Source organism: Streptomyces sp. NPDC107454 (assembly GCF_055582885.1).
Map to the genome: position 1 here is coordinate 443223 of NZ_JBVJPA010000006.1, position 21968 is coordinate 465190.

The window sequence follows — 21968 nt, forward strand, 5'->3', positions numbered from 1 at the left end:
GCTCCTCACCGAAATGGGTGATTAATGGGATGTCGTACGAGATTGCCGTAATTCTGCGGCCACTCCCTAGAAGAGTGAGATCACATGGACGACCTTGACGACATGGACCGCCGACGGTGGGACGGCATGGACCGTCGGCTGCTGTCGGCCCTCCACGAGCGCGGCACGGATCCACGCGTGGCGACCGTCGCACGCGCCCTGTCCTGGAGCGGGGAGCACGGCGTGCTGTGGCTCGCGGCCGGGCTCACGGGCGCGATGGTCGACCGCGGGCGGTGCGGAGCATGGCTGCGCGGCACGGCACTCACCGCCACCGCGCACCTCGCCAGCATGGGCGTGAAGCGGATCGTGCGCCGTCCACGCCCCGCGCACATCGTCCCGCTGGTGCGCACGGCCGGACGTCACTCGTTCCCCAGCTCCCACGCGGCCTCCGCGACGGCCGCGGCGGTCGCCTTCGGCGCGCTCGGTGTCCGCCCGCTGCTGCCGCTCGCCGCCGCGATGTGCCTCTCCCGGCTGGTGGCCGGCGTCCACTACCCCTCGGACGTGCTCGCGGGTGCCGCCCTGGGCGCCCTGACGGCCCGTCTGGGCGCTCGCTGGATCGAGGCAGGCCATGGCTGAACGCACGGTGCTCCTGGACCCCACGCCGACCGCCCCGGTTCCCGTACGGACCCTCACCGGCCTCGCCCGGGGTCTCCTCAGGACCACCCGCCCCCGCCAGTGGGTGAAGAACCTGCTCGTCGTGGCGGCCCCGGCGGCGGCGGGCCGGCTCTTCTCCGGGCACGCGGTGATCCAACTCGCGCTCGTCTTCGCCCTGTTCACGGCCTGCGCCGCCGCCGTCTACCTGATCAACGACGCCCGGGACGCCGAAGCCGACCGCGCCCACCCCGTCAAGCGCCACCGCCCGGTCGCCACGGGCCAGGTCCCCGTGCCCCTCGCGTACGCCGCGGGAGGCGTGCTCGCCGTCCTCGCCCCGACCGCCGCCGCCCTGCTGTCCTCCCCGGTCACCGCGGCACTGCTGACCGCCTACCTCGGCATGCAACTGGCGTACTGCGTCAGCCTCAAGAACGTCCTGGTCGTCGACCTCGCCGTCGTCACGACCGGCTTCCTGATGCGGGCGATGATCGGCGGGCTCGCCCTCGGCATCCCGCTCTCCCGCTGGTTCCTGATCACCACGGGCTTCGGCGCGCTCTTCATGGTGGCGGCGAAACGGTACTCCGAGGCCGTCCAGCTGGCCGGGAACGCCGGCGCCACCCGCGCGCTGCTCACCGAGTACACCACCGGCTATCTGCGCTTCGTCTGGCAGCTGGCCGCCGGGGTCGCCGTGCTCGGCTACTGCCTGTGGGCCCTGGAGGAGGGCGGCGTGCCCAGCACCGGGGTGCTGCCCTGGCGCCAGCTGTCCATGGTCGCCTTCATCCTGGCCGTCCTGCGGTACGCCGTCTTCGCCGACCGGGGCGCGGCGGGCGAGCCCGAGGACGTCGTCCTGCGCGACCGCGCGCTCGCCCTGATCGGACTGGTGTGGCTCGCGATGTACGGGCTCGCGGTCGTGAACTGGTGAGCCTCGCCCGGCGGCCGCTGACCCAGGAGCTCCTGGGCTTCGCCACCGTCGGTGTCCTCGCCTACGCCGCCGACCTCGGCCTCTTCCTCTGGCTGCGCGGCCCGGTGGGACTCGGCCCGCTCACCGCCAAGGCGCTGTCGTTCGTGGCGGGCTGCTCGGTCGCGTACACCGGCAACGCGCTGGGCACCTACCGGCACCGTGCCGTGCGGGGACCCCGGCGGTACGCCGACTTCCTCGTATTCCTCGCCGTGAACCTCGCGGGCGCCCTCGTCCAGCTCCTGTGCGTCGCCGTCAGCCACTATGGCCTCGGGCTCACCTCGCGACGCGCCGACACGGTCTCCGGTGCGGGGATCGGCATGGCACTCGCCACGGTCCTGCGTTTTTGGGGTACCCGGACATGGGTTTTCCGAGGTGAGGGCAGAGTCGGATCATGGACTGGCTGAAAAAGCTCCCCGGCGTGGGGCCGTTGGTCACCCGCCTGATGGCCACGCACGGGTGGCGGTCGTACGAGCGTCTGGACCGGGTGAAGTGGACGCGGCTCGCCGCCGCGATGACCTTCATCAGCTTCGTGGCGCTCTTCCCGCTGCTGACCGTCGGTGCCGCGATCGCCGCCGCCACCCTCACCAGCCAGCGGCAGAAGGAGCTCCAGGACAAGATCGTCGAGCAGGTGCCGGGCATCTCCGACCAGCTCGACATCAACGCGCTGGTGCAGAACGCCGGCACCATCGGGCTCATCGCGGGCGCCGTCCTGCTGTTCACCGGCATCGGCTGGGTCGGCTCCATGCGGGACTGTCTGCGCGCGGTCTGGGAGCTGCCCGACCGGGAGGAGAACCCCCTCCTGCGCAAGCTCCTGGACGCCGTGATCCTCGTCGGACTCGGCGGTGCCGTACTCGTCACCATCGCCGTCTCCACCGTCGCGTCCTCGCTGGTCGGCCTGACGGCCCGGCAGCTCGGCATCGGCGAGCACGACTGGGGGAGCGTGCTGCTGCAGTCCGCCGCGTTCGCCGTCGCCGTACTCACCGACTTCCTGGTGCTCCTGTACGTCCTGACCCTGCTGCCGGGCGTCGAGCCGCCGCGCCACCGGCTCGTCGTCGCCGCGCTGATGGGCGCCGTCGGCTTCGAACTGCTCAAGCTGCTGCTCAGCAGCTATATGCGGGGCGTGGCGTCGAAGAGCATGTACGGCGCCTTCGGTGTGCCCGTCGCGCTGCTGCTGTGGATCAACTTCACCTCGAAACTGGTCCTGTTCTGCGCCGCCTGGACGGCCACGGGACATGCCGACACCGGCCCGAAGCAACGCGACTACGACCCCGACGAGCCCGTGGAGCCCGAGGACTTCGGGGAGGTCAGCGGCGGCGGCGCATCAGGTCGGGGAGGGGCCAGCGGCGGTTGACGAGGAAGACGGCGCCGGCGACCAGGGCGAGCAGACCGCCCGTGATGGCCAGGGCGGTCCCGATCCCGCTGGAACCGTCCTTCGCCGCCGCGGAGGCGGCCACCGGCGACGACGAGGCCTTGGCCCCCCGGTCTCCTGACGACACCGGCGTGTTGGACCCGGCGGACGCGGTCGCACCCGCCTGCACGCCGGTGTCGACGCCCTTCGGCGGCACCAGCTGACCCACCGGTGTGACCTTGCCGGCCGCGCTGAAGCCCCAGTCGAGCAGTCGCGCGGCCTCCTTGTAGACCTCGTTGTGCTCGTCCTTCTCCGGGTTCATCACGGTGACCAGCAGCACCTTGCCGTTCCGCTCGGCGACACCGGTGAAGGTGGCGCCCGCGTTGGTGGTGTTGCCGTTCTTCACCCCCGCGATGCCCTGGTACGTGGAGATGTCGGTGTCACCGGTCAGCAGCCGGTTGGTGTTCTGGATCTCGAAGGACTCGCGGGTCTTCTTCCCCTTGTCGTTCTTCTTCGTCTCGCCCGGGAACTTCGCCCGCACGGTCGAGCAGTACTCCCGGAAGTCCTTCTTCTGCAGCCCGGAGCGGGCGAACAGCGTCAGGTCGTACGCCGACGACACCTGGCCCGGCTGGTCGTAGCCGTCGGGGCTGACCACATGCGTGTCGAGGGCCTGGAGGTCCTCGGCGTGCGCCTGCATGTCCTTGACCGTCTGCTCCACGCCGCCGTTCATCGCCGACAGCACGTGCACGGCGTCGTTGCCGGAGCGCAGGAAGACGCCGAGCCACAGATCGTGCACGCTGTACGTCTCCTCCTCCTTTATCCCCACCATGCTGGAGCCCGCGCCGATGCCCGAGAGGTCGGTGACGGCGACCTTGTGCTGCTCGGTCCTCGGGAACTTCGGCAGCACGGTGTCGGCGAAGAGCATCTTCAGCGTGCTCGCCGGGGGCAGCCGCCAGTGCGCGTTGTGGGCGGCCAGCACGTCGCCCGACTCGGCGTCGGTGACGATCCAGGAGCGCGCGGTCACCTCCTTGGGCAGCACCGGGGCGCCCGTGCCGAGATTCACCTGGGTCCCGGCCTCTCCCAGCCGCGCTCCGCCCACCGTCGACATGTTCGCCGGGGGAGTCGCGCTCGGGCTCGCCGTCGGTGACGGTGACGACGACGGCTTGTCGGCCGCGAAGACGGGGACCGTCGTCGTCAGCGAAAGGGACAACAGGGTGGCGGAAGTGATCAGCATCGATCGCCGGATGGTCTTCTTGGTGGCGGGCACGATCGAGAAATTACAGGGCGCGGGCCGGGAAGTCCCATCACCCGAAGCTGGAGTCCCCTGGTCCCGGCCACCCCGGCAGCCGGTCCCGGCCGGCGGCGGCGATACTGGACCCATGCTGTGCCCACCCGGGGGACAACCCCCGGACCCCCGGCCGGTCGGGTCGGCTTCGGGTGCCCGGCATAGTGATGAAAGGTCCCTTCGCGTGAAACTCAGCCGCCCCGTCTCCTGGTTCCTGCTCGCCTTCGGAGTGTGGAGCTGGATCATCTGGGTCACTTTCGTCAAGAATTTGTGGAAGGACGGCAGCGGGCTCGCGTTCAACGACGCCGGGGACCCGACGGCGTACTTCTGGGTGCACCTGACGCTCGCCGTCGTCTCCTTTGTCTTGGGGACGGTCGTCGGCGGCATCGGGTTCCGCGGACTGCGCGCATTGCGCCAGACGTCATAGCAACAGGGGACAAACGGGGGACAGCGGAACACAACGGCGGACAGTGGGGGATACGGCGTCTTGGTCATCGTCTTCGTACTGGTGGGACTGCTCGCCCTCGCCGCGGTCGCGGGGCTGTACTGGTACGTGTGGCGCCGCCTGGTGCGCGACACGACGGCCGGTCCGGGGCTCACCCGGCGCGCGGGCACGGTGGTCTTCGTCGCCGGGCCGGTGCTGATGATCGCCGCGGTCACCGCGGAGCGCGCCGGCGCGCCCTTCTGGCTCCAGCGGGTGCTGGCCTGGCCCGGGTTCCTGTGGATGGCGCTGTCGATCTACCTGCTGCTGGGGGTCGTGGCGGGGGAGGTCGTACGACCGCTGCTGCGCCGGGTCCTGGAGCGGCGCGCGGCCCCCGCCGCGGCCGTACCGCAACCGGCACCCGTACCGCAACCGGCACCCGTACCGCAACCGGCACCCGTGCCGAACCCGGCCCCCGTACCGCAGACGGAGTCGGTGCCGCACACGGAGTCGGTGCCGACGGGAGCGGCGGCCTCCCACGAGACCTCACCCGCCGAACCGCCACGGCCTGTCACCACCCCCTCGCGGCGGCTGTTCGTCTCGCGTGCCGTCGGCGGGGCCGCCGCGGCCGTCGCCCTGGGGACCGTGGGGTACGGGACGTACGGGGTGCTGCGCGGGCCCCGGGTGAAGCGGGTCACCGTGCCGCTGGCCAAACTGCCCCGGTCCGCGCACGGTTACCGCATCGCCGTCGTCAGTGACATCCACCTCGGGCCCACCCTCGGCCGGGACTTCTGTCAGCGGGTCGTCGACACGATCAACGGGACGCAGCCCGACCTGATCGCGGTGGTCGGGGACCTTGTCGACGGGAGTGTGAAGGACCTCGGACCCGCCGCGGCGCCCCTCGCGCGGCTGCGGGCACGGCACGGCTCCTACTTCGTCACGGGCAACCACGAGTACTACTCCGGCGCCGCGCAATGGGTCCGGGAAGTACGGGAACTGGGTCTGCACCCCCTCGAGAACGCCCGGACGGAAATGGCCGGATTCGATCTCGCGGGCGTCAATGACGTCGCGGGGGAGAGCGAGGGGCACGGGCCCGACTTCGGGAGGGCGCTGGGGGACCGGGACACCGCGCGGGCCGTGGTGCTGCTCGCCCACCAGCCGGTCCAGATCCACGACGCCGTCAAGCACGGTGTCGACCTCCAGCTCTCCGGGCACACCCACGGCGGACAGCTCTGGCCGGGCAACTGCATCGCGGAACTGGCCAATCCCACGGTCGCGGGCCTGGAGAGGTACGGCGACACGCAGTTGTACGTCAGCCGGGGCGCGGGCGCCTGGGGGCCGCCGACCCGGGTGGGCGCGCCGTCGGACATCACCGTCGTGGAGCTGGCGTCCCTGCAAGCCTGAGAACCAGCTGTGAAACAGGGGCGAAACGGTCTTCCCCAATACCCCGTCTGATTCTTCGGACACCTCTTCCCTCAGACGAAACACCTGTGGTTGGGTGATCCGCGTCACTGGGGAGTGGCACGGGGCGTGGCCTGGGGAGGGGCGCCGATGCGATCGGTTCGCATACGGATTCTCGCGGTGCTGGTGGTACTGGCGGCCGTGGGTGTGGGCGGCTGGCAGTTACTGCCGTCGAAGAAGAACGACAACAGGACCATCACGGTCGGGACGACGGACGCCGTCACGTCACTCGACCCGGCGGGCGCGTACGACGCCGGCTCCTGGGCCCTGTTCAGCAATGTGTTCCAGTCACTGCTGACGTTCGAGCCCGGTGGCGCCGCCCCCGTGCCGGACGCGGCGAAGAGCTGCGGGTTCGTGGGCGGGGGACTGCGGACCTATGTCTGCACCCTGCGCGACGACCTGACGTTCCCGAGCGGGAGCAAGGTGACCGCCGAGGACGTGAAGTTCTCCTTCGACCGGGTCAAGGCCATCAACTCCGAGGTGGGGCCCGCGTCCCTGCTCTCCACCCTCGGCTCGGTGGACGCCCAGGGCCTCAAGGTCACCTTCCACCTGTCCTCGCCGGACGCCACCTTCCCGTTCAAGGTGGCCACCGGAGCCGGGTCGATCGTCGACCACACCCGCTACCCGAAGCGCACCCTGCGCAAGGACGCGGGCGCCGACGGCACCGGAGTGTACGTACTGAAGTCGTATACGAAGGACAAGCGGGCCGTTCTCGCGCCGAACAAGTACTACAAGGGCTCCGTCGAGGGGAGCGGCACGCCCACCGTGCTGCGCTACTACGCCACCCCCAAGGCACTGGAGAACGCCTGGAAGGCGAAGCAGGTCGACGTCGCGACGCGTCAGCTGCCGCCCGCGACGCTCGCCACCCTCTCGCCGAGCGACCCGAACCAGCACGTCACCGAGTCCGACAGCGCCGAGACCCGCAACCTCGTCCTCAGCGTCCGCGCGAACTCGCCGCTGCACAACCGCCTTGTGCGGCAGGCCGTCGCCCTGCTGATCAACCGCGAGCAACTGGTCAGCCAGACCTACAAGGGGACGACCGATCCGCTGTACGGGCTGATCCCGGCGGGCATCACAGGGCACTCGACGTCGTTCTTCGACTCCTACCCCAAGCCCGACGCGAAGAAGGCGAAGGTCCTGCTGACCGAGGCCGGGGTGTCGACGCCGGTGCGCTTCACCTACGGGTACGCCGAGGGGCGGGGCGCCGCCGGCGAGGAGGCCGCCGAGCTCAAGCGGCAGCTGGAGGAGAGCGGCCTGTTCAAGGTGGACATCAAGGGCTACGAGTGGACCGACTTCCAGAAGCGGTACGCCGAGGGCCGGTTGGACGCCTGGGCGGTCGGCTGGGTCGCCGACTTCCCCGACCCGGACACCTTCAGCACCGCGCTCGTCGGCACCGGCAACAGCATGAAGAACGGGTACAGCGACAAGGAAGTGGACCGGCTGATTCAGGACAGTCAGCAGTACGAGGACCGCAGCCGCACGTCCGACGACTTCCAGACACTGCAGGAAATCGTGGCCCGCGATGTTCCCCTGATTCCCCTGTGGCAGCGCAAGGAGTATGTACTCAGCAGTGAGGACGTCGGAGGCGGCCAGTATCTGTCGGACGGGACCGGTGTCTTCCGCCTCTGGCGGCTGAGCTGGATATGACACGTGACGTGATCTCGCGGGGTGGCCCCCCACCCCGGTGACATCGCGCTCTCGCCCAACGCGGCACCATGTGCGCACTATGTGCCGGAGGTGTGTGCGCGGTGAGGAGCTGAGGTGTTGAGACGCAACGCGTTCCGGCTGCCCCGGCATCCGGCGTCCGTCGGACTCGCCCGGCGCCGGGTACGCGACCATCTGCGGGACTGGGGTCACAGCACCGACGAACCGGCCCTCGCGGACGTCGTCCTGATCGTCTCCGAACTCGTGACCAACGCCGTGCGCCACGGACCCCTTCATGAAGGTCACGAAGGCTACGAAGGGGAGTTCGAGGTCGCGGTGACCGCCCTCGCCGACGGCTCCTGCTTCATCGAGGTCTCCGACGAGGGCCTCGGTACACCACGGCCGCGGCCGGTCTCCGTGGGGGAGGAGACCGGCCGCGGCCTGCACCTCGTGGAGGGCGTCGCCGTGGCGTGGGGGGTGTGGAGCCGGGGCCGCTACGGCAAGACCGTGTGGGCGCTCGTGGCGTCCGCGGCCCCGTGAATCACGGCGCGGGGGTCGAGCCGTACGCCGTCAGGAAGCGGTCGCGGAAGGCGTTCATCTTCCAGACCGGGGTGTCCTGCTTCGGCTGCAGGCCGTCCGCCCAGTTCCAGTCGGCGATCTTGTCCAGGACCTTCGGGTCCTTGGCGACGATCGAGACCGGCACGTCACGGCTGGCGTGGTTGCCGCTGACCCGGGCGATGGGCTGGTGGTCGCCGAGGAAGATCAGCACGGTGTTCTTGTTGCCGTACTTCACCAGGTAGTTGATGAGGCTGGACACCGAGTACTGGATGGACTTGCCGTACTCCTGCTTCGACTTGGTGGAGTCGGTGATGATGTCCGCGGGCTTCTTGCCGGCCTTCTCGATCGCGTTGTAGATCGAGCCGTCGCCGACCTGGTCCTGCGGGACCAGCTTGGGGATCGGCGCCCAGGGCTGGTGGCTGGAGGTCAGGATGATCGTCGACATCAGCGGCTTGTCGTGCTTCTTGCTGTGCACCAGGCGCTCGAACGCGGTCAGCGCGTACTGGTCGGGCATGGTCGACCAGCTGAACTTCGGGCCCTTGTAGCCGAGTTTGTGAGCGTCGTAGAGCTTGTCGATGCCGTAGAAATTCTGCTCGGGCCAGGCCTTCTGGACGCCCGGCATGACGCCGACCGTGTCCCAGGCGCCCGTCTTCTTGAACGCCCCGGGGAGGGTCAGGCGCTCGCCCGCGGTGATGGTGCGGTAGCGCTGCTGGTTGCTGATCCACAGGCCCGACAGGAAGGTGGAGTGACCCAGCCAGCTGCTTCCGCCGTACGTTGCCGAGGTCAGCCAGCCGCTCTTCGCCGCGAACCCGGCGTCGGTCAGCTTCTTGTTCTCGGCGGTGAGCGTCGCGTCGACCCCGGGAGCCATGACCGGGTCCTCGATCGCGCTGCGGCCGTAGCTCTCGATGAAGGTGATCATCATGTCCTTGCCGCGGAGCCCGGTGAGCAGCTGGTCGGGCGGCGTGTTGGCGAAGTCGTCCTTCTTCGCGATCTTGCGGAACGCGGCCTCGTCCCGCAGCGTGGCCCGCACCTGGTCCGTCTTGAATTGGAGGGCCTGCATGGTGTGCTCCGAAGCGATGGGTATCCCCGCGGCGTACTGCACGCCCAGCGCAGCGCAGGTGACCCAGGCGATGGCCAGCACCAGCGTCGTGCGGGTCGCCGTCTCGGTGTTCCGGGCCGCCAGGTTGCCCAGTCGGATCACCGACATCGTCGTGAGGGCGAGTACGGCGATCACGAGCGTCACGGCCAGGGCCGCGATGCCGAGCGCGCCACCCTTGCCGAACGTGTCCTGGAGGTATCCCTGCGCATCACTGAAGAGCGACCAGTCGAGGACGACGTTGAAGCCTCGCCCGAGGTATTCGTTGAAACCGATGTCGAGGAAGTTCACGACGGTCAGGGCGCCCAGGGCGAGCCCGGCGAACGCCGCCACGGCGATCCGCGGCTTGCGGGGCAGGACGATCAGCAGGGCGGCGCCGAAGATCGCCTCCACCGGGAGACGCACGAAAGCGGCCACCCGGAAATTGTCCGCCTGGGTCGGCATGAGCAGCGCGACGACCACGACAGCGACGGCCACGGCGGTGGTGGTCCACGCGAGAACGCGGGCCGCGACCGGGTACTTCTCCCGCCACCCGCCGAAGACCCGCCACCACCGGCGTGGGCGGGGGGTGACCTCGCCCTCCGGGACGTCGACGTCCGAGGCCTCCGCCCCGGCGCCTTCCGTCTCAGGAGTCCCGGTCTCGGACGTCTGTGCCTCGGATGTCCGGTCCTCGGGAGTCTCCGTCTCCGGAGCCTCCGCTTCCGAGACTTCCGGGACTTCCGGGACCTCCGAGACTTCCGCAGCTTCCGGCTCCGGGTCGGCCTCGGCCTCGGCCTCCGGAGCTTCCGCCTCTGCGGCGTCCGCCTTCGGAGCTTCTGCCTCTGCGGCGTCCGCCTCTGGAGCGTCTGCCTCCGGAACGCTTGCCTCCGGAACGCTTGCCTCCGGGGTCTTGGCCTCCGCGGTCTCGGCCTCCGGGGAGTCCAGGGGCGTGACCTCCTGCGAGGGCACGTCCTCCGGCGCCTCGTCCGTTTTCGACAGCTGTCGAGAGCTCGTGTTGAACGACAACCCGGCGGTCCTTCCGTGCGAAGCCCGGTGGTGGCGCGGCGGACCAGGCTGAGGTCGGGGCCGCCTTCATCTGTTGGGTACGAGGTCGTACCGGCCGGTGTTCAATCATCCGGGTTTGCTTATGTTCAAGCGAGTCACCGAGCTTGTTCAAGCACCTCACTGTGCTTGTTAAAGCAGTTCACCGCGCCGGAAGCGTCACCGTGACCTCAAGCCCCGCTCCCGGCGCCGTCCGTACCGCCACGTCACCCCCGTGCGCGGCCACCACTCCCTGCACGATCGCCATCCCCAGCCCGCTGCCCGCACCACCGCCCGCCCGGAAGAACCGGTCGAAGATGCGCGCCGCGTCCTCCTCCGTCAGCCCGGGCCCCTGGTCCGCGACACACAGCCGTACGGTCCCGTCCTCCCGTTCGAGACCGAGCCGCACCGGCACGTCGGCGGGCGTGTGGGTGCGTACATTGGCCACCAGGTTGCCCAGCACCTGCCGCAGCCCCGACTCGTCGGCGTGCACCAGCAGCGTCCCGTCGGCGCCCACGGTCACCGGACGCCCGGGCTGCTGGGCCCGCAGATCCTCGGCCGCGTCCCGCACGAGACGGCTCAGGTCGACGTTCTTGAAACGCAGCTCGGGGCTCTGGTCGAGGCGGGCCAGGATGAGCAGTTCGTCCACGAGGCGTCCCATGCGGTCGGCCTCGGCGTTCATCCGGTCCCAGGCCCGCCGGCGCTCAGCCGGCTCGCGCAGCATCCCCTTCTCGTACAGCTGGAGGTAGCCGCGGATCGCCGACAGCGGGGTGCGCAGCTCGTGCGAGGCGTCCGCGACGAACCGGCGCAGCTGCGCCGCGCTGCGCTCGCGGGTCCGGTACGCCGATTCCACCTGGTGGAGCATGGAGTTGAGGGCGAGCCGCAGCTGTTCGACCTCCTGGGTCGGATGGTGGCTGGAGGGCACGCGCCGGGTGAGGTCTCCCTCGGCGATGGCGGAGGAGGTCTCCACCATGTCCTCCAGCGGCCGCATCCGGCGGCTCACGCTGATCATGGTCAGCACCGCGAGCAGCGACAACAGCAGGGTGCCGATGCTCAGATCGAGCTTGAGGGCCTTGGCGATGCCCTTGTGCAGGGCGTCGGTGGAGGCGGCGAGCAGCACGTACGTGCCGTCCTCGAGCCGGGCCCCGGTGACCCGGTAGGAAGCGCCGTGCACGGTGGTGTCGTGCAGGGCGGGGTCGTGCGCGAGGGCGCTCGGGTCGTCCACCGAGTCGGCCAGCGCGCGCTGGATGTCGGTGGGCTTGAAACCGCCGACGCTGAGGGGGGTCCCGTGGCCGTCCACCGCCGCGAAGATCGAGTCGGGCTTGTCGGACCGGTCCATGCCGGGGACCATCCGCTCGCGCACGAAGGCGAGCGCGGTGAGCGAGTCGATCTGGTGGAGGGTGAGCCGCGAACCGGTCAGCGACTCCCGCGTCTTGGACAGTTCCGTGTCGACCTGGTCGAGCAGGTAGTGCCGCATGCCCATCAGACTGACGGCGGTCGCCACGATGATGCCCAGCGCCAGCAACGCCACGTTCGCGAGCGTCAGCTTGCCGCGCAAGGAGTGGACCCCGTGGTGACGCCGGGGGCGCCGCACGCCCACGTACGCGGGAATCCCCGCGCAGAGGGCGAGCTCGGTCCGGGATGCGGGCTCCGCGTGGGGGGAGGGCTCCGCATGCGCCGAGGCGACCGCCGGGTCCGGGGTTGCCGGGGTCATGCGAGGCCGTATCCGACGCCCCGGCGGGTCTGGATCACCGGTGGGCCGAGGGGTTCGAGTTTGCGGCGCAGATAGCTGATGTAGGTCTCGACGACGGTCGACTCGGCGGAGTGCTCGTACTGCCAGACGTGCCGCAGGAGTTGTTCCTTGGACACGATCCGGCCGCCGTTGCGGACGAGGAAGCGCAGCAGGGCGTACTCGGTGGGGGTGAGCTCCACCGTGCGGTTCCCGCGGTGCACGGAGTACGTCGTCTCGTCCAGTTCGAGTTCGCCGTAGCGAAGGGGCGGGCGCTGGGGAAGGACGTCGTCGGGACGTGTGCGGCGCAGTACGGCCGTGATCCGGGCGACGACCTCGTCGATGTTGAACGGCTTGGTGATGTAGTCGTCGCCGAAACCGAGCGCGCCGACGATCTCGGCGGGCGCGTCCCGCGCGGTGAGGAAGACGATCGCCAGGTCGGGCCGGCGCAGGCGCAGCTCACGGCCGAGCGCCCGGCCGTCGCCGTCCGGCAGCATCACGTCGAGCAGCGCGGCGTCGGGGCGGGTGCGTTCGGCGAGCGTGAGCGCCTGACGGACGGTGCCCGCGGTCATCACCTCGAAGCGGTGGTAGCGCAGCGCGATGGCGAGGACGTCCGCGATGCTCGGCTCGTCCTCGACGACGAGAACGGTGGCCCCCTCGTGAGCGGTCATGCCCCCAGTATCCGCACGCGGGTCGCGCCAGGGGGCGGCTCCCCCTTTGGAGTTCCTTGAGAGTCATGGGCGGTCTGTGTCGTCGCTCGAGCGTGCCGGTCGATGGTTGGTCCCAGGACCTGGGGGACCAACCGACAACCGAACGACCGGATGGCCGGTCGACTAAGGAGCGTTGAGCGTGGCGACATTGGCACGGTGGTGCTATCGGCACCGGCTGGTGGTCCTGTTGCTGTGGGTGGGGGCACTGCTCGGGCTCGGGGCCGCGGCCTCGACCGCGGGCACGGATTACGCGAACGTCTTCTCCCTGCCGAACACGGACTCCAAGCGCGCGTACGACCAGATGGAGAAGGCCTTCCCGGAGCGCGCGGGCGACACCGACACGGTGGTGTGGAAGGTCGACACGGGAACCGTCCGGGACCAGTCCGTACAGTCCCGGATCCAGCCCGCGCTGGAGAAGATCGGCAAGATGGCGGGGGTCGGTGGCGTCACCGGCCCCTACACGGGCGACCGGGGCGCGGCGCAGATCAGCGCCAACGGCAAGATCGCCTACGCCCAGATCACCTTCGCCGAGCAGGCGAACGCGGTGCCCAAGCAGTTGGTGCAGGACGTGGTCGACACCGCGCAGGGCGCCCGGAGCGGCGGTCTGCACGTCGAGCTGGGTGGTCAGGCGATCCAGCGCGTCCAGGAACCGCCCACCGGACTCGCCGAGATGATCGGCATCCTGGCCGCGGCGGTCGTCCTCTTCCTCGCCTTCGGCTCGCTCTTCGCGATGCTGCTGCCGATCGGCATCGCGATCTTCGGGGTGGGCACGGGCCTGTTCTCCACCCAGCTGCTCAGCCATGTGACGTCGGTGCCCGACCTGGCTCCGCTGCTCGCCACGCTGATCGGCCTCGGTGTCGGCATCGACTACGCGCTGTTCATCGTCACCCGGCACCGGCGCGGCATCCTGCGCGGCATGGACCCGGAGGAGTCGGCGGTCACCGCCCTCAACACCTCCGGCCGCGCGGTGCTGTTCGCGGGCGGCACGGTGTGCATCGCGCTCGCCGGCATGCTCGTGACGAACCTGCGCTTCCTGGACGGCGTGGTCATCGGCACCTCGCTCACCGTCGTGTTCAGCGTGCTCGCGGCGGTCACGCTGCTGCCCGCGCTGCTCGGATTCCTCGGCTCCCGGGTGCTCAGCCGCCGCCAGCGGCGCAAGCTGGCCGCCGACGGCCCCGAGCCGGAGCGGTCCAGCGGTCTCGCGGCGCGCTGGTCGGCGGGCGTCCAGAAGCGGCCGCGCTCGGTCGCCGTGATGGCCCTCGTCGTCATGGCGATCCTCGCGATCCCGGTGCTGTCACTGCGGCTCGGCGCGACCGACCAGGGCAACGACGACGCGTCGACGACGACCCGGAAGGCGTACGACCTCCTCGCGGAGGGCTTCGGGCCCGGCTTCAACGGCCCGCTCCAGGTGGTCTCCACCAGCGGCGACACGAACAAGCTGGTGCAGGGCATCCGTGCGACCGACGGCGTCGCCCAGGTCGCGGCGCTGCCGCCCGCGCAGGGCGTCACGGTGATCCAGGTCGTACCGACCACGTCACCGCAGTCCGAGAAGACGGACCAGCTCATCGACACCCTGCGGGACAAGGTGATCCCGGAGGCGGGGGCGCAGGCGCACGTCGGCGGTGTGACGGCGATCTCCAAGGACTTCTCGACCGTCACGGGTGACCGGCTGCCGCTGTTCATCGCCACCATCATCGGCCTGGGCTTCCTGCTGCTGATGGTCGCCTTCCGCTCCCTGGTGGTGCCCCTGACCGCCGCCCTGATGAACCTCATCGCGGCCGCCGCGTCCTTCGGCGTCCTCGTCGCGATCTTCCAGTGGGGCTGGGGTCTGAGCCTGCTGGGGCTCGGCAAGGAGGGCCCGATCAACGCCTTCCTGCCCGTCATCATGCTCTCCCTGCTCTTCGGCCTCTCGATGGACTACCAGGTGTTCCTGGTGAGCCGGATGCACGAGGAGTGGGTGCACACGAAGGACAACGCGCGGGCGGTGCGGGTCGGCCTCGCGGAGACCAGCCGTGTCATCAACTCCGCCGCCCTGATCATGGTCTGTGTCTTCCTCGCCTTCGTCCTCAGCGGCGACTCGGGGGCGGCGATGGCGGGCGTGGGCCTCGCGGCGGCGGTGGCGCTCGACGCGTTCATTCTCCGCACGGCGCTGGTGCCGGCCGCGATGCATCTGCTGGGCAAGTCCAACTGGTGGTTGCCGGCGGGTCTGGAGAAGCGGTTGCCGCACCTGGCGGTGGAGCCGGCCGAGGAGGCGGAGTCGCTGCCGGGGGCCTCGTCGGGAGGACCGACGGTCGTGCACGGCTTCGTCCGCGACGCGGAGGGCGCGCCGGTCGACGGGGCGGTCCTCACCCTGCTCACCAAGGGCGGGCGTCAACTGGACCGGGTGACCTCACTGGCGGACGGCTCGTACATCGTCTCGGTACCGGCGCCCGGCACCTACCTGCTGTCGGCGACGGCCTCGTCGTACGGCGCCCGCGCCCGGCATGTCATCGTGACCGACGAACCCCTCGTACACGACCTGGAGTTGACGGAGGGAGAGGTGGACGCCGTCAATTAGCCGTGGGGTGCCCGGCTTCGAGGATCCTTTTCACATCGAGGGTGACCTTGCCGCCGACGGACTCGGGGAGCGTGACGAGTTCGTCGGCGGTGTGGATGCTGTGCACCTTGTAGCGGTCCGCGGCCGGGTCTGTGAGGACGTGGAGTCGTTGGTGCTTGCGGTTGACGATGACGTAGACGGGGATGCCGACCCTGGCGTAGCAGGAGACCTTGTCCCGCAGATCCGTTTTCCAGTTGGTGGAGGTGACTTCCATGACGAGGCGGAAGCAGGCCGGGTCGTAGCAGCTGTTGTCCACCAGGTGATGGCGGTAGTCGTCGTTGACCACCGACAGGTCGGGGATCACGTAGTCCTCTGGACCACTGGGCAGCCAGAGGCCGATACCCGGCAGGGCCCGCACCAGGCCCAGCTGCATGAACGGGGCCGCGAAGAGCATCAGGGCCTCGGAGTGAGGGCCGTCCGGTGCTGGGCTCACGAGGAGATGGCCTCCGATGATCTCGACGCGGTAGCCCGGATGGCGCTCCATGATTTCGTCGGCAATGGCCGTGAGCGCGACCGGCTCAGGCTCGAAGGCTTGCTCGACGGATGCAGCGGACATCACGTGCCTCCTGTGGGCTTGGTCGAGAACATCATCGTAGGACGGACTCTTCCCCCATGTCCTGTGCCACCGGCTTCACCCGATCGTGGAGCCCCGCCCCGGATCCGGCAGCATCTTCGTCATCCCCGGCAGGAAGTCCGTGAACAGTTCGTGCACCTCGTGGACGAGCGGGCGCAGGACGCGGAAGCGGGCCAGTGAGACGCCCCGCGTGGTGATGCGGGCGCCGCGCTCGGCGAGCCGGTAGCTGCGTTCGCGTCCCTCCGTGCGGTCGAAGACCCAGTACAGGACGAGCCCCATCTGCGACAGCCACATCAGCTCGGGCAGGACGTCCCTCAGTTCCTCGGGAACCTTCGCCTTCGAACCGGCGAGCACCTCGCGGTGTATGGCGATGGCCTCCTCGCGCGGGCCGGCCGAGTCGGGGGAGAAGGGGCTGAGCGGGCTCTCCGGATCGGCGGCGTTCTTGAAGAACTGCGCCGCGAACTCGTGGTACGGCTCCGCCACGTCCAGCCACGCCTTCAGCACCCCCGCGATCCGCGCCTCCAGATCCTTCTCTCGCTCCAGGACCGGCCGGATCGCCGCCTGGTGCTCGGCGCCGATCCGGTCGTAGAACCCCTGGATGAGGTGCTCCTTGCCGGCGAAGTAGTAGTACGCGTTGCCGACGGAGACCCCGGCCTCCTGGGCGATCGCCCGCATGGTCGTCTTGTCGTACCCCCGCTCCTGGAACAGCCGCAGCGCGGTCTCCAGGATCAGGGCGCGGGTCTGCTCGCTCTTGGCGGGACTCTTTTCCTGGGCCTTTCCGGGCGCGCTCGTGTCGTCCGGGCCGGGGCTGTCTGTCGGTGCTGGCACGGTAGGAGAGCCTAACCAGTGGAGCAGGAGCCGTCGTCACAGCCGGGAGGCAGGTACATCCAGCCGATGCTCGGCTCGTACACCCACCCGTCACCCCGCCGGTACGCGCCCCCGCCCCACCCCTGCTGGGCGTGCGCGGAGCGCCACTTCGCGGCGGCGAGCATCGCGCCCTTGGCCAGCCGGGCCCCGGCCGGGGTGCTCAGCCGGTGGGCGAGCGGCCGGTGCTCGCGCAGCGCCCACAGGCAGACGACCCAGGCGGCGGCCCCGCGGTAGACCTGACCGCCGTCCCCGACGACGGTGATCTCGTCGAGGGTGGCGCGGTGGTCGAGGGCGGGAAAGAGCGTCCGGGCCTGCTCGGAACCGGCCGGCACGAGCCGCAGCGGCACCAGCTGGGGCTGCTTGCCCAGCCAGTCGCGCAGGAAGGTGCACAGCGAGCACTGTGCGTCGTAGAGGACGGTGAGCCCGAGGACCGGGACGCGTGCGGCGTCCCGGTCACGGGTGGCCTTGAGGCCGGTCATGGTGCTCACGCCCCGGCTGCCGGCGCGACCCAGTCCGTCGGCGCGACGGGCGGCAGCTGCTCCCGCTCCATGACGCCCCGCCGCCGGATCTTGTTGAGCACGTACACGTTGCCGAGGTGCATGACCCCGAGGACGAGCAGGACGACGCCGAGCTTGGTCGACAGGGCCTCGAAGACCCCGCGGGTGTCGGTGATCTCGCCGTCGTCGCTGTTCAGATAGAGCGCGACGAAGCCCAGGTTGACGAGGTAGAAGCCCACCACCAGGAGGTGGTTGACGGCGTCGGCGAGCTTCTCGTTCCCGTGCAGCACGTCGGCGAGGAAGATCCGCCCGTTGTGGCTGAGCGTGCGTGCCACCCAGACCGTCAGCGCGATGCTGACCAGCAGATAGATGACGTACGCGACGACCGTGAGGTCCATGTCCCCACCCCTTCTTGAACGCGTTCAAAACGCTGTCGAGAAGGAATGTAGACCTGCTTTTGAACATGTTCAAGTCAGGGTGGAGCGAGGCCGGGCGGAGTGAGGGGGGTCATGCCTGACGGCGGCCCAGTTCGGGCCGCTTGCCGTAGTCCGTGAAGCCGATGACGTTGCCCCAGGGGTCGGCGATCTCGACGGTCCAGCCGGTGGCGACCGGGAAGGCGGGGGCGAGCGGCTGGATGCCCGCCGAGGCCAGTGCGTCGGCCGTGGCCCGCGCGTCCCGGACCTCCAGCCACACCCGTGCCGAGGCCCACAGCGGCGGCCGGAGGCCGAGCTCCTCCTCCATTCGCAGCAGCAGTCCCGGCGTCTCCTTGCCCACCTTCAGCAGCGCGATCCCGGCCTCGTCCAGCCGGAACGCCACCGGAATGCCCGCCCGCCCGTAGAACTCCACCGCGGCGCCGAGGTTCCCTACGGGCAGCAGTACGTTGTCGAAGCCGAGCAGCTCGTACGACACATCATCTGACATGCCATCAGATTAGGTACGGGCCGAGCCGGGAACCCGGTGGCTGACCGGGCGGGTCCCCCAGGTGGTGCAAGGCCGAGCGCGCCGCGTGGTAGCCGCACATGCCGTGCACGCCGGGGCCGGGCGGCGTCGCCGCCGAGCACAGGAAGACGCCGGGGATGCCGGTGGCGTAGGGATCGAGGGCCGTGCGGGGGCGCAGGACCAGCTGGCGCGGGGTGTTGGCGCCGGTGAGGATGTCACCGCCCACGTAGTTGGCGTTGTACGCCTCCAGCCGGGACGCGGACATCGACGCACGGGCGACCACGCGTTCCCGCAGGCCCGGCGCGAAGCGCTCGATCCGGTCGAGTACGGCTTCGGTGGCGTCGCCTTCGTACCCGTGCGGGACGTGCGCGTACGCCCAGACGGGGTGCACGTCTCCCGCCGAGCGGACCGGGTCGGCGAGGTACTGCTGGGACACCAGCACGAAGGGACGCTCCGGCATCCGCCCGCGCGTCACGGCCCGTTCGGCGTCCACGACCTCTTCCAGCGTGCCGCCCAGGTGGACGGTCCCGGCCCGGTGGCAGGCCTCGTCGCGCCAGGGCACACCGCCCTCGACGGCCAGGTCGACCTTGAAGGCGGCGGGCCCGTGCCGCCAGCGGGCGTACGCGCGACGGGTGCGGGCGGGCAGCAGGTCGCCGCACAGCGCCACGGCGGCACGCGGCGCGACGTCCAGCAAGGTGACGCGGGCGGGCGGCAGTTCGGCCAGCGACCGCACCCGGACGCCGGTCTCCACGGTGCCGCCGAGTTCGGCCAGGCACGCCGCCAGGGCACGGGTGACGGCCCCTGAGCCGCCGTGCGCCACGGGCCAGCCGTGCCGGTGCGCCGCCGCGGTCAGCATGAGGCCGATGGCGGCGCTGCCCGGCGCGGTCAGGGGCGCCATCGCATGCGCGGCGACACCGGCGAACAGGGCGCGGGCGCCCGGCGTGCGCCAGCGTCGCGCGACGGCGGTGGCGCCGAGCGCCGCGTGCAGCCCGAACCGGGCCAGGGGGAGGGGATGCCGGGGCAGTCGCAGCGGTGGGCGCAGCAACTCCGCCGCGAGGGAGTCGTACTGGTCCGTCAGCGGCCCGAACAGCCGCTCCCACGCGGCTCCGTCCGGGCCGAGGGAGCGTGCCGTGGCCTTCAGCGACCGGCGCAGGACGGCCGCGGGGCCGTGGTCGAGCGGATGGGCGAGGTCGATCTCGGGCCGCCGCCACTCCAGGCCGTGCCGCTCCAGGCCGAGGGAGCGCAGGAAGGGCGAGGCGAGCGCCATCGGGTGGACGGCCGCGCAGTGGTCGTGGAGCAGCCCGGGCAGGGTCAGTTCGCTGGTCCGGGTGCCGCCGCCGAGCGTGTCGGCCGCCTCCAGGACGGTCACGGCGAGCCCGCGCCGGGCCAGGACCACGGCGGCCGCGAGACCGTTGGGCCCCGATCCCACCACGATGGCGTCCGGTGTCACCGCGGGATGCCGCCGGTACGGCGCATCCACCGCAGATAGGCGGGGGAGGGGGAACCGAGGCCGGTGGCGTCGTCGTAGCCGGGGACGGCGTGCAGGCCGTAGTCGCGGCCCAGGGCGTAGAGGACGTAGCGCTGCTGGTCGTCGGACGGGGTCTGGGCCGTCGGCGAGGGGCCGTAGTCGCGGACGACGGTGAGCGGGCCACTGCCCGCGGCGGCGGGGTGGTCGGTGACGTCGCGGAAGACCGGACTGCCGCCGAGCGCGTACAGCAGCGGGTTGGCGAAGCCCAGCGGATGGCCGGTCTCCTGCTGGGCGTCGGCCTGGAGCGCGGCGAAGGCGGGGGTGGCGGCGGAGGTGCCGCCGAAGCCCACGAGCTGGAAGGTGCCGCCGTCGGTGAGCCCCACCAGGACGGGCAGCGCTCCGTCGCCCTCCATGGCCACGTCGGGGGTGGTGCGCCGCGCCGGGGTGCCGTTGCTGGGGGCGGGCGTGCGCCCGCGCTGGTACCAGGGCTGCGGGAAGTCGCCGGGGCCGCCTCCGCCGCCGAACGCGAACACTCCGGGGAGGGGGCCCCAGGCCTTGCCGGATGCCCCGGAGGCGGGTGCCCCGGAGGCGGATGAACGGGCGGCCGAGGTGCTGTCGGTGAGGACCGACAGCTCGTCGCCCATGCTGGTCTCCCAGGCGTAGTTCCCGTGCCGGTCGAGGGCCAGGGTGGTGCCTCCGACGGAGGTGACCCAGGGGGAGCCGCTGGGGAAGTCCGCCTGGGCGGCGGTGGTCTTGGGGTCGCAGTTGACGCCCGTCTCGGCGGCGCCGGGCGAGGAGTCGCCGCAGTCCCCGGCGGCGAAGTACACCCCGATGCCCTCCGCGGCGGCCTGCTCGAACAGCAGGTTCCAGGCGTTCACGAGGTCCGGGGTCAGATGTCCCGGGTCGGAGTGGATGATCTCGGCCCAGGAGTTGGAGATGGAGTCGGCCAGGCGGTGGTCGATGACGGTGGCCTCGGCGTCCATGAGGTCGGCGTCGAGACAGGAGTCGGCGCCCATGTAGAGGACGTGCGCGTCGGGGGCCAGACCGTGGGCCATGTCGACGTCCAGGGCCTCCTCGCCGGCCCAGGACGCGGGAGGCGCGCACGCGGAGCCCACGTTCCAGTTCTTCGGGGTGACCCGCTGGCGGTACTGGCCCGGACGGAAGGGGCGGTCACCGGTGGCGCGGGCGTACCGGTCGGCGTCGGCGGGCATGGTGGGGGAGCCGTAGGCGTCGACGATGGCGATGGTGGTGCCCTTGCCGGTCGCGTGGGCACCGCCCGCTCCGTAGGCGTGACGCAGCTGGGCGGGGACGTACGGGCAGGGCGCGTACGTGGGTGTCGCGCCGTAGGCGGTCGGCAGCCCGGTGGCCGGGGTCCCGCCGAAGGAGGGGGAACAGACGGCGCCGGCGTCGTCGGTGACGGTGGCGCCGGAGGGCCGTGGGCGCAGTGCGTGCAGGGGGGTGGTGGTGCGGTGGGACTGCGGGTGGGCTGCGGCGGGCGCGGACAGCCCGGAGACGGCCACCACCTCGGTGCCCAGGGAGCTCGGGACGCTGAGGTCGCCGGACGGCGCGCTGACCGTCCCCCGGGCCGTGCGGTAGTGGTGGATGGGGCTTCCGAGTGCCTGCCGTACGGCTCTTTCGGGGCCGGAGACGTCCACGTAGTGCGTGGTGTCCCGGGTGACGGTGAGGCCGGCCCGGGTCAGCCAGTCGGCCACGGCCCGGTGTTCGGCCGGTCCGAGGGCGAAGCGTCGCTGGTAGGCGGCGGGGGTGAGGAAGTGCCGGTAGCGCGGGCTGTGCGGGTCGGTCACCTGCCGGAGGAACGCGGCCAGGCCGCCCGGGTCGCGGGAGCCGAGGTAGAGGCGGGCGGTGAGGCGCTGGTCGGCAGGCACCGCGCCCGCGTCGGCGCCGGCGGTGGCGTATCCGGGACGCGAGCCGGACAGGGTGTGCCGGTGCGGGGAGGGGTCCGCGGCGTGCGCGGTGGGCGAGGCCAGCACCGTACCCAGGAGTGCGGTGCAGACGGCGGCGGTGAGCGCGCCGGGGCGTATGCGCGGGTGTGCGGACATGGTGAGCCCTTCTGGGGAGCCGAGAGGGCGTCCGGGCCGGACGTACGGAGGTCACGGGCGGACGTGAAGAGGGGAGGCGCAGGGGTGGTGCGGGCTGGTGTTCA

General features: G+C 70.9%; 20 protein-coding genes. 9 read left to right on the forward strand and 11 right to left on the reverse strand.

The window, feature by feature from the left end; genetic code table 11:
• The first annotated feature begins 84 nt into the window (after positions 1–84).
• The 4 genes from ACZ69M_RS17690 to ACZ69M_RS17705 are packed head-to-tail and all read left to right on the forward strand — an operon-like array spanning position 85 to position 2942.
• A complete protein-coding gene (locus ACZ69M_RS17690; RefSeq protein ID WP_470050756.1) occupies positions 85–615 on the forward strand; it encodes a phosphatase PAP2 family protein in 531 nt (176 codons plus the stop codon).
• Positions 608–1552, forward strand: a complete 945-nt coding sequence (locus ACZ69M_RS17695) for a decaprenyl-phosphate phosphoribosyltransferase (protein WP_470050758.1) — start codon at positions 608–610, stop codon at positions 1550–1552. Before ACZ69M_RS17690 ends, ACZ69M_RS17695 begins: the two co-directional genes overlap by 8 nt.
• Positions 1549–1995 carry a GtrA family protein gene (locus ACZ69M_RS17700; protein ID WP_470050760.1) on the forward strand — a complete coding sequence of 149 codons (447 nt, stop codon included), beginning with the start codon at positions 1549–1551 and terminating at the stop codon, positions 1993–1995. Before ACZ69M_RS17695 ends, ACZ69M_RS17700 begins: the two co-directional genes overlap by 4 nt.
• Positions 1983–2942 (forward strand): YihY/virulence factor BrkB family protein, encoded by a 960-nt coding sequence (locus ACZ69M_RS17705; protein ID WP_470050762.1) that lies wholly within the window; start codon positions 1983–1985, stop codon positions 2940–2942. Before ACZ69M_RS17700 ends, ACZ69M_RS17705 begins: the two co-directional genes overlap by 13 nt.
• On the opposite strand, the gene ACZ69M_RS17710 is transcribed toward ACZ69M_RS17705, so the two are convergent.
• On the reverse strand, positions 2896–4206 hold the full coding sequence (locus tag ACZ69M_RS17710; RefSeq protein WP_470050764.1) for a D-alanyl-D-alanine carboxypeptidase family protein: 1311 nt from the start codon (positions 4204–4206) through the stop codon (positions 2896–2898). The two genes, ACZ69M_RS17705 and ACZ69M_RS17710, sit on opposite strands and share 47 nt — an antisense overlap.
• Positions 4207–4408: 202 nt before the next feature.
• Between ACZ69M_RS17710 and ACZ69M_RS17715 the strand changes: the two genes are divergently transcribed.
• The 4 genes from ACZ69M_RS17715 to ACZ69M_RS17730 all read left to right on the forward strand — a co-directional run bounded on the left by ACZ69M_RS17715 (position 4409) and on the right by ACZ69M_RS17730 (position 8290).
• On the forward strand, positions 4409–4651 hold the full coding sequence (locus ACZ69M_RS17715; protein WP_054233715.1) for an SCO4848 family membrane protein: 243 nt from the start codon (positions 4409–4411) through the stop codon (positions 4649–4651).
• Positions 4652–4711: 60 nt separating this feature from the next.
• On the forward strand, positions 4712–6049 hold the full coding sequence (locus tag ACZ69M_RS17720; RefSeq protein ID WP_470050766.1) for a metallophosphoesterase: 1338 nt from the start codon (positions 4712–4714) through the stop codon (positions 6047–6049).
• A 147-nt stretch (positions 6050–6196) separates the two neighbouring features.
• Complete coding sequence (locus tag ACZ69M_RS17725) at positions 6197–7753, forward strand: ABC transporter substrate-binding protein (protein ID WP_470050768.1); 1557 nt, start codon at positions 6197–6199, stop codon at positions 7751–7753.
• A 114-nt stretch (positions 7754–7867) separates the two neighbouring features.
• The gene (locus tag ACZ69M_RS17730) at positions 7868–8290 is read left to right on the forward strand and encodes an ATP-binding protein (RefSeq protein WP_470050770.1); all 423 of its coding nucleotides are present in this window, start codon (positions 7868–7870) and stop codon (positions 8288–8290) included.
• Between the two features lies 1 nt (position 8291).
• Here the strand turns inward: ACZ69M_RS17730 and ACZ69M_RS17735 are convergent, their stop codons facing one another.
• From ACZ69M_RS17735 to ACZ69M_RS17745, 3 genes are all read right to left on the reverse strand, one after another.
• Complete coding sequence (locus tag ACZ69M_RS17735; protein ID WP_470050772.1) at positions 8292–10409, reverse strand: sulfatase-like hydrolase/transferase; 2118 nt, start codon at positions 10407–10409, stop codon at positions 8292–8294.
• Between the two features lie 178 nt (positions 10410–10587).
• Positions 10588–12138 (reverse strand): sensor histidine kinase, encoded by a 1551-nt coding sequence (locus ACZ69M_RS17740; protein ID WP_470050774.1) that lies wholly within the window; start codon positions 12136–12138, stop codon positions 10588–10590.
• Entirely contained in the window at positions 12135–12824 is a 690-nt protein-coding gene (locus ACZ69M_RS17745; protein ID WP_470050776.1) for a response regulator transcription factor, read from the reverse strand. Before ACZ69M_RS17745 ends, ACZ69M_RS17740 begins: the two co-directional genes overlap by 4 nt.
• A gap of 187 nt (positions 12825–13011) precedes the next feature.
• On the opposite strand from ACZ69M_RS17745, the gene ACZ69M_RS17750 reads away from it, so the two are divergent.
• Positions 13012–15420, forward strand: a complete 2409-nt coding sequence (locus tag ACZ69M_RS17750) for an MMPL family transporter (protein WP_470050972.1) — start codon at positions 13012–13014, stop codon at positions 15418–15420.
• Here the strand turns inward: ACZ69M_RS17750 and ACZ69M_RS17755 are convergent.
• The 7 genes from ACZ69M_RS17755 to ACZ69M_RS17785 form a co-directional block, all read right to left on the reverse strand.
• Positions 15413–16015, reverse strand: coding sequence for a Uma2 family endonuclease (locus ACZ69M_RS17755; RefSeq protein ID WP_470050778.1), 603 nt, complete (start codon positions 16013–16015; stop codon positions 15413–15415). The two genes, ACZ69M_RS17750 and ACZ69M_RS17755, sit on opposite strands and share 8 nt — an antisense overlap.
• A gap of 75 nt (positions 16016–16090) precedes the next feature.
• Positions 16091–16861, reverse strand: coding sequence for a TetR/AcrR family transcriptional regulator (locus ACZ69M_RS17760; protein WP_470050780.1), 771 nt, complete (start codon positions 16859–16861; stop codon positions 16091–16093).
• Positions 16862–16872: 11 nt separating this feature from the next.
• The gene (locus ACZ69M_RS17765) at positions 16873–17379 is read right to left on the reverse strand and encodes a thiol-disulfide oxidoreductase DCC family protein (RefSeq protein WP_470050974.1); all 507 of its coding nucleotides are present in this window, start codon (positions 17377–17379) and stop codon (positions 16873–16875) included.
• A 5-nt stretch (positions 17380–17384) separates the two neighbouring features.
• Complete coding sequence (locus ACZ69M_RS17770) at positions 17385–17795, reverse strand: hypothetical protein (protein WP_470050782.1); 411 nt, start codon at positions 17793–17795, stop codon at positions 17385–17387.
• A gap of 109 nt (positions 17796–17904) precedes the next feature.
• On the reverse strand, positions 17905–18318 hold the full coding sequence (locus ACZ69M_RS17775) for a VOC family protein (RefSeq protein ID WP_470050784.1): 414 nt from the start codon (positions 18316–18318) through the stop codon (positions 17905–17907).
• Positions 18319–18322: 4 nt separating this feature from the next.
• Positions 18323–19786, reverse strand: coding sequence for a phytoene desaturase family protein (locus ACZ69M_RS17780; protein ID WP_470050786.1), 1464 nt, complete (start codon positions 19784–19786; stop codon positions 18323–18325).
• Positions 19783–21864 carry a S53 family peptidase gene (locus tag ACZ69M_RS17785; RefSeq protein ID WP_470050788.1) on the reverse strand — a complete coding sequence of 694 codons (2082 nt, stop codon included), beginning with the start codon at positions 21862–21864 and terminating at the stop codon, positions 19783–19785. Before ACZ69M_RS17785 ends, ACZ69M_RS17780 begins: the two co-directional genes overlap by 4 nt.
• Positions 21865–21968: the final 104 nt, after the last annotated feature.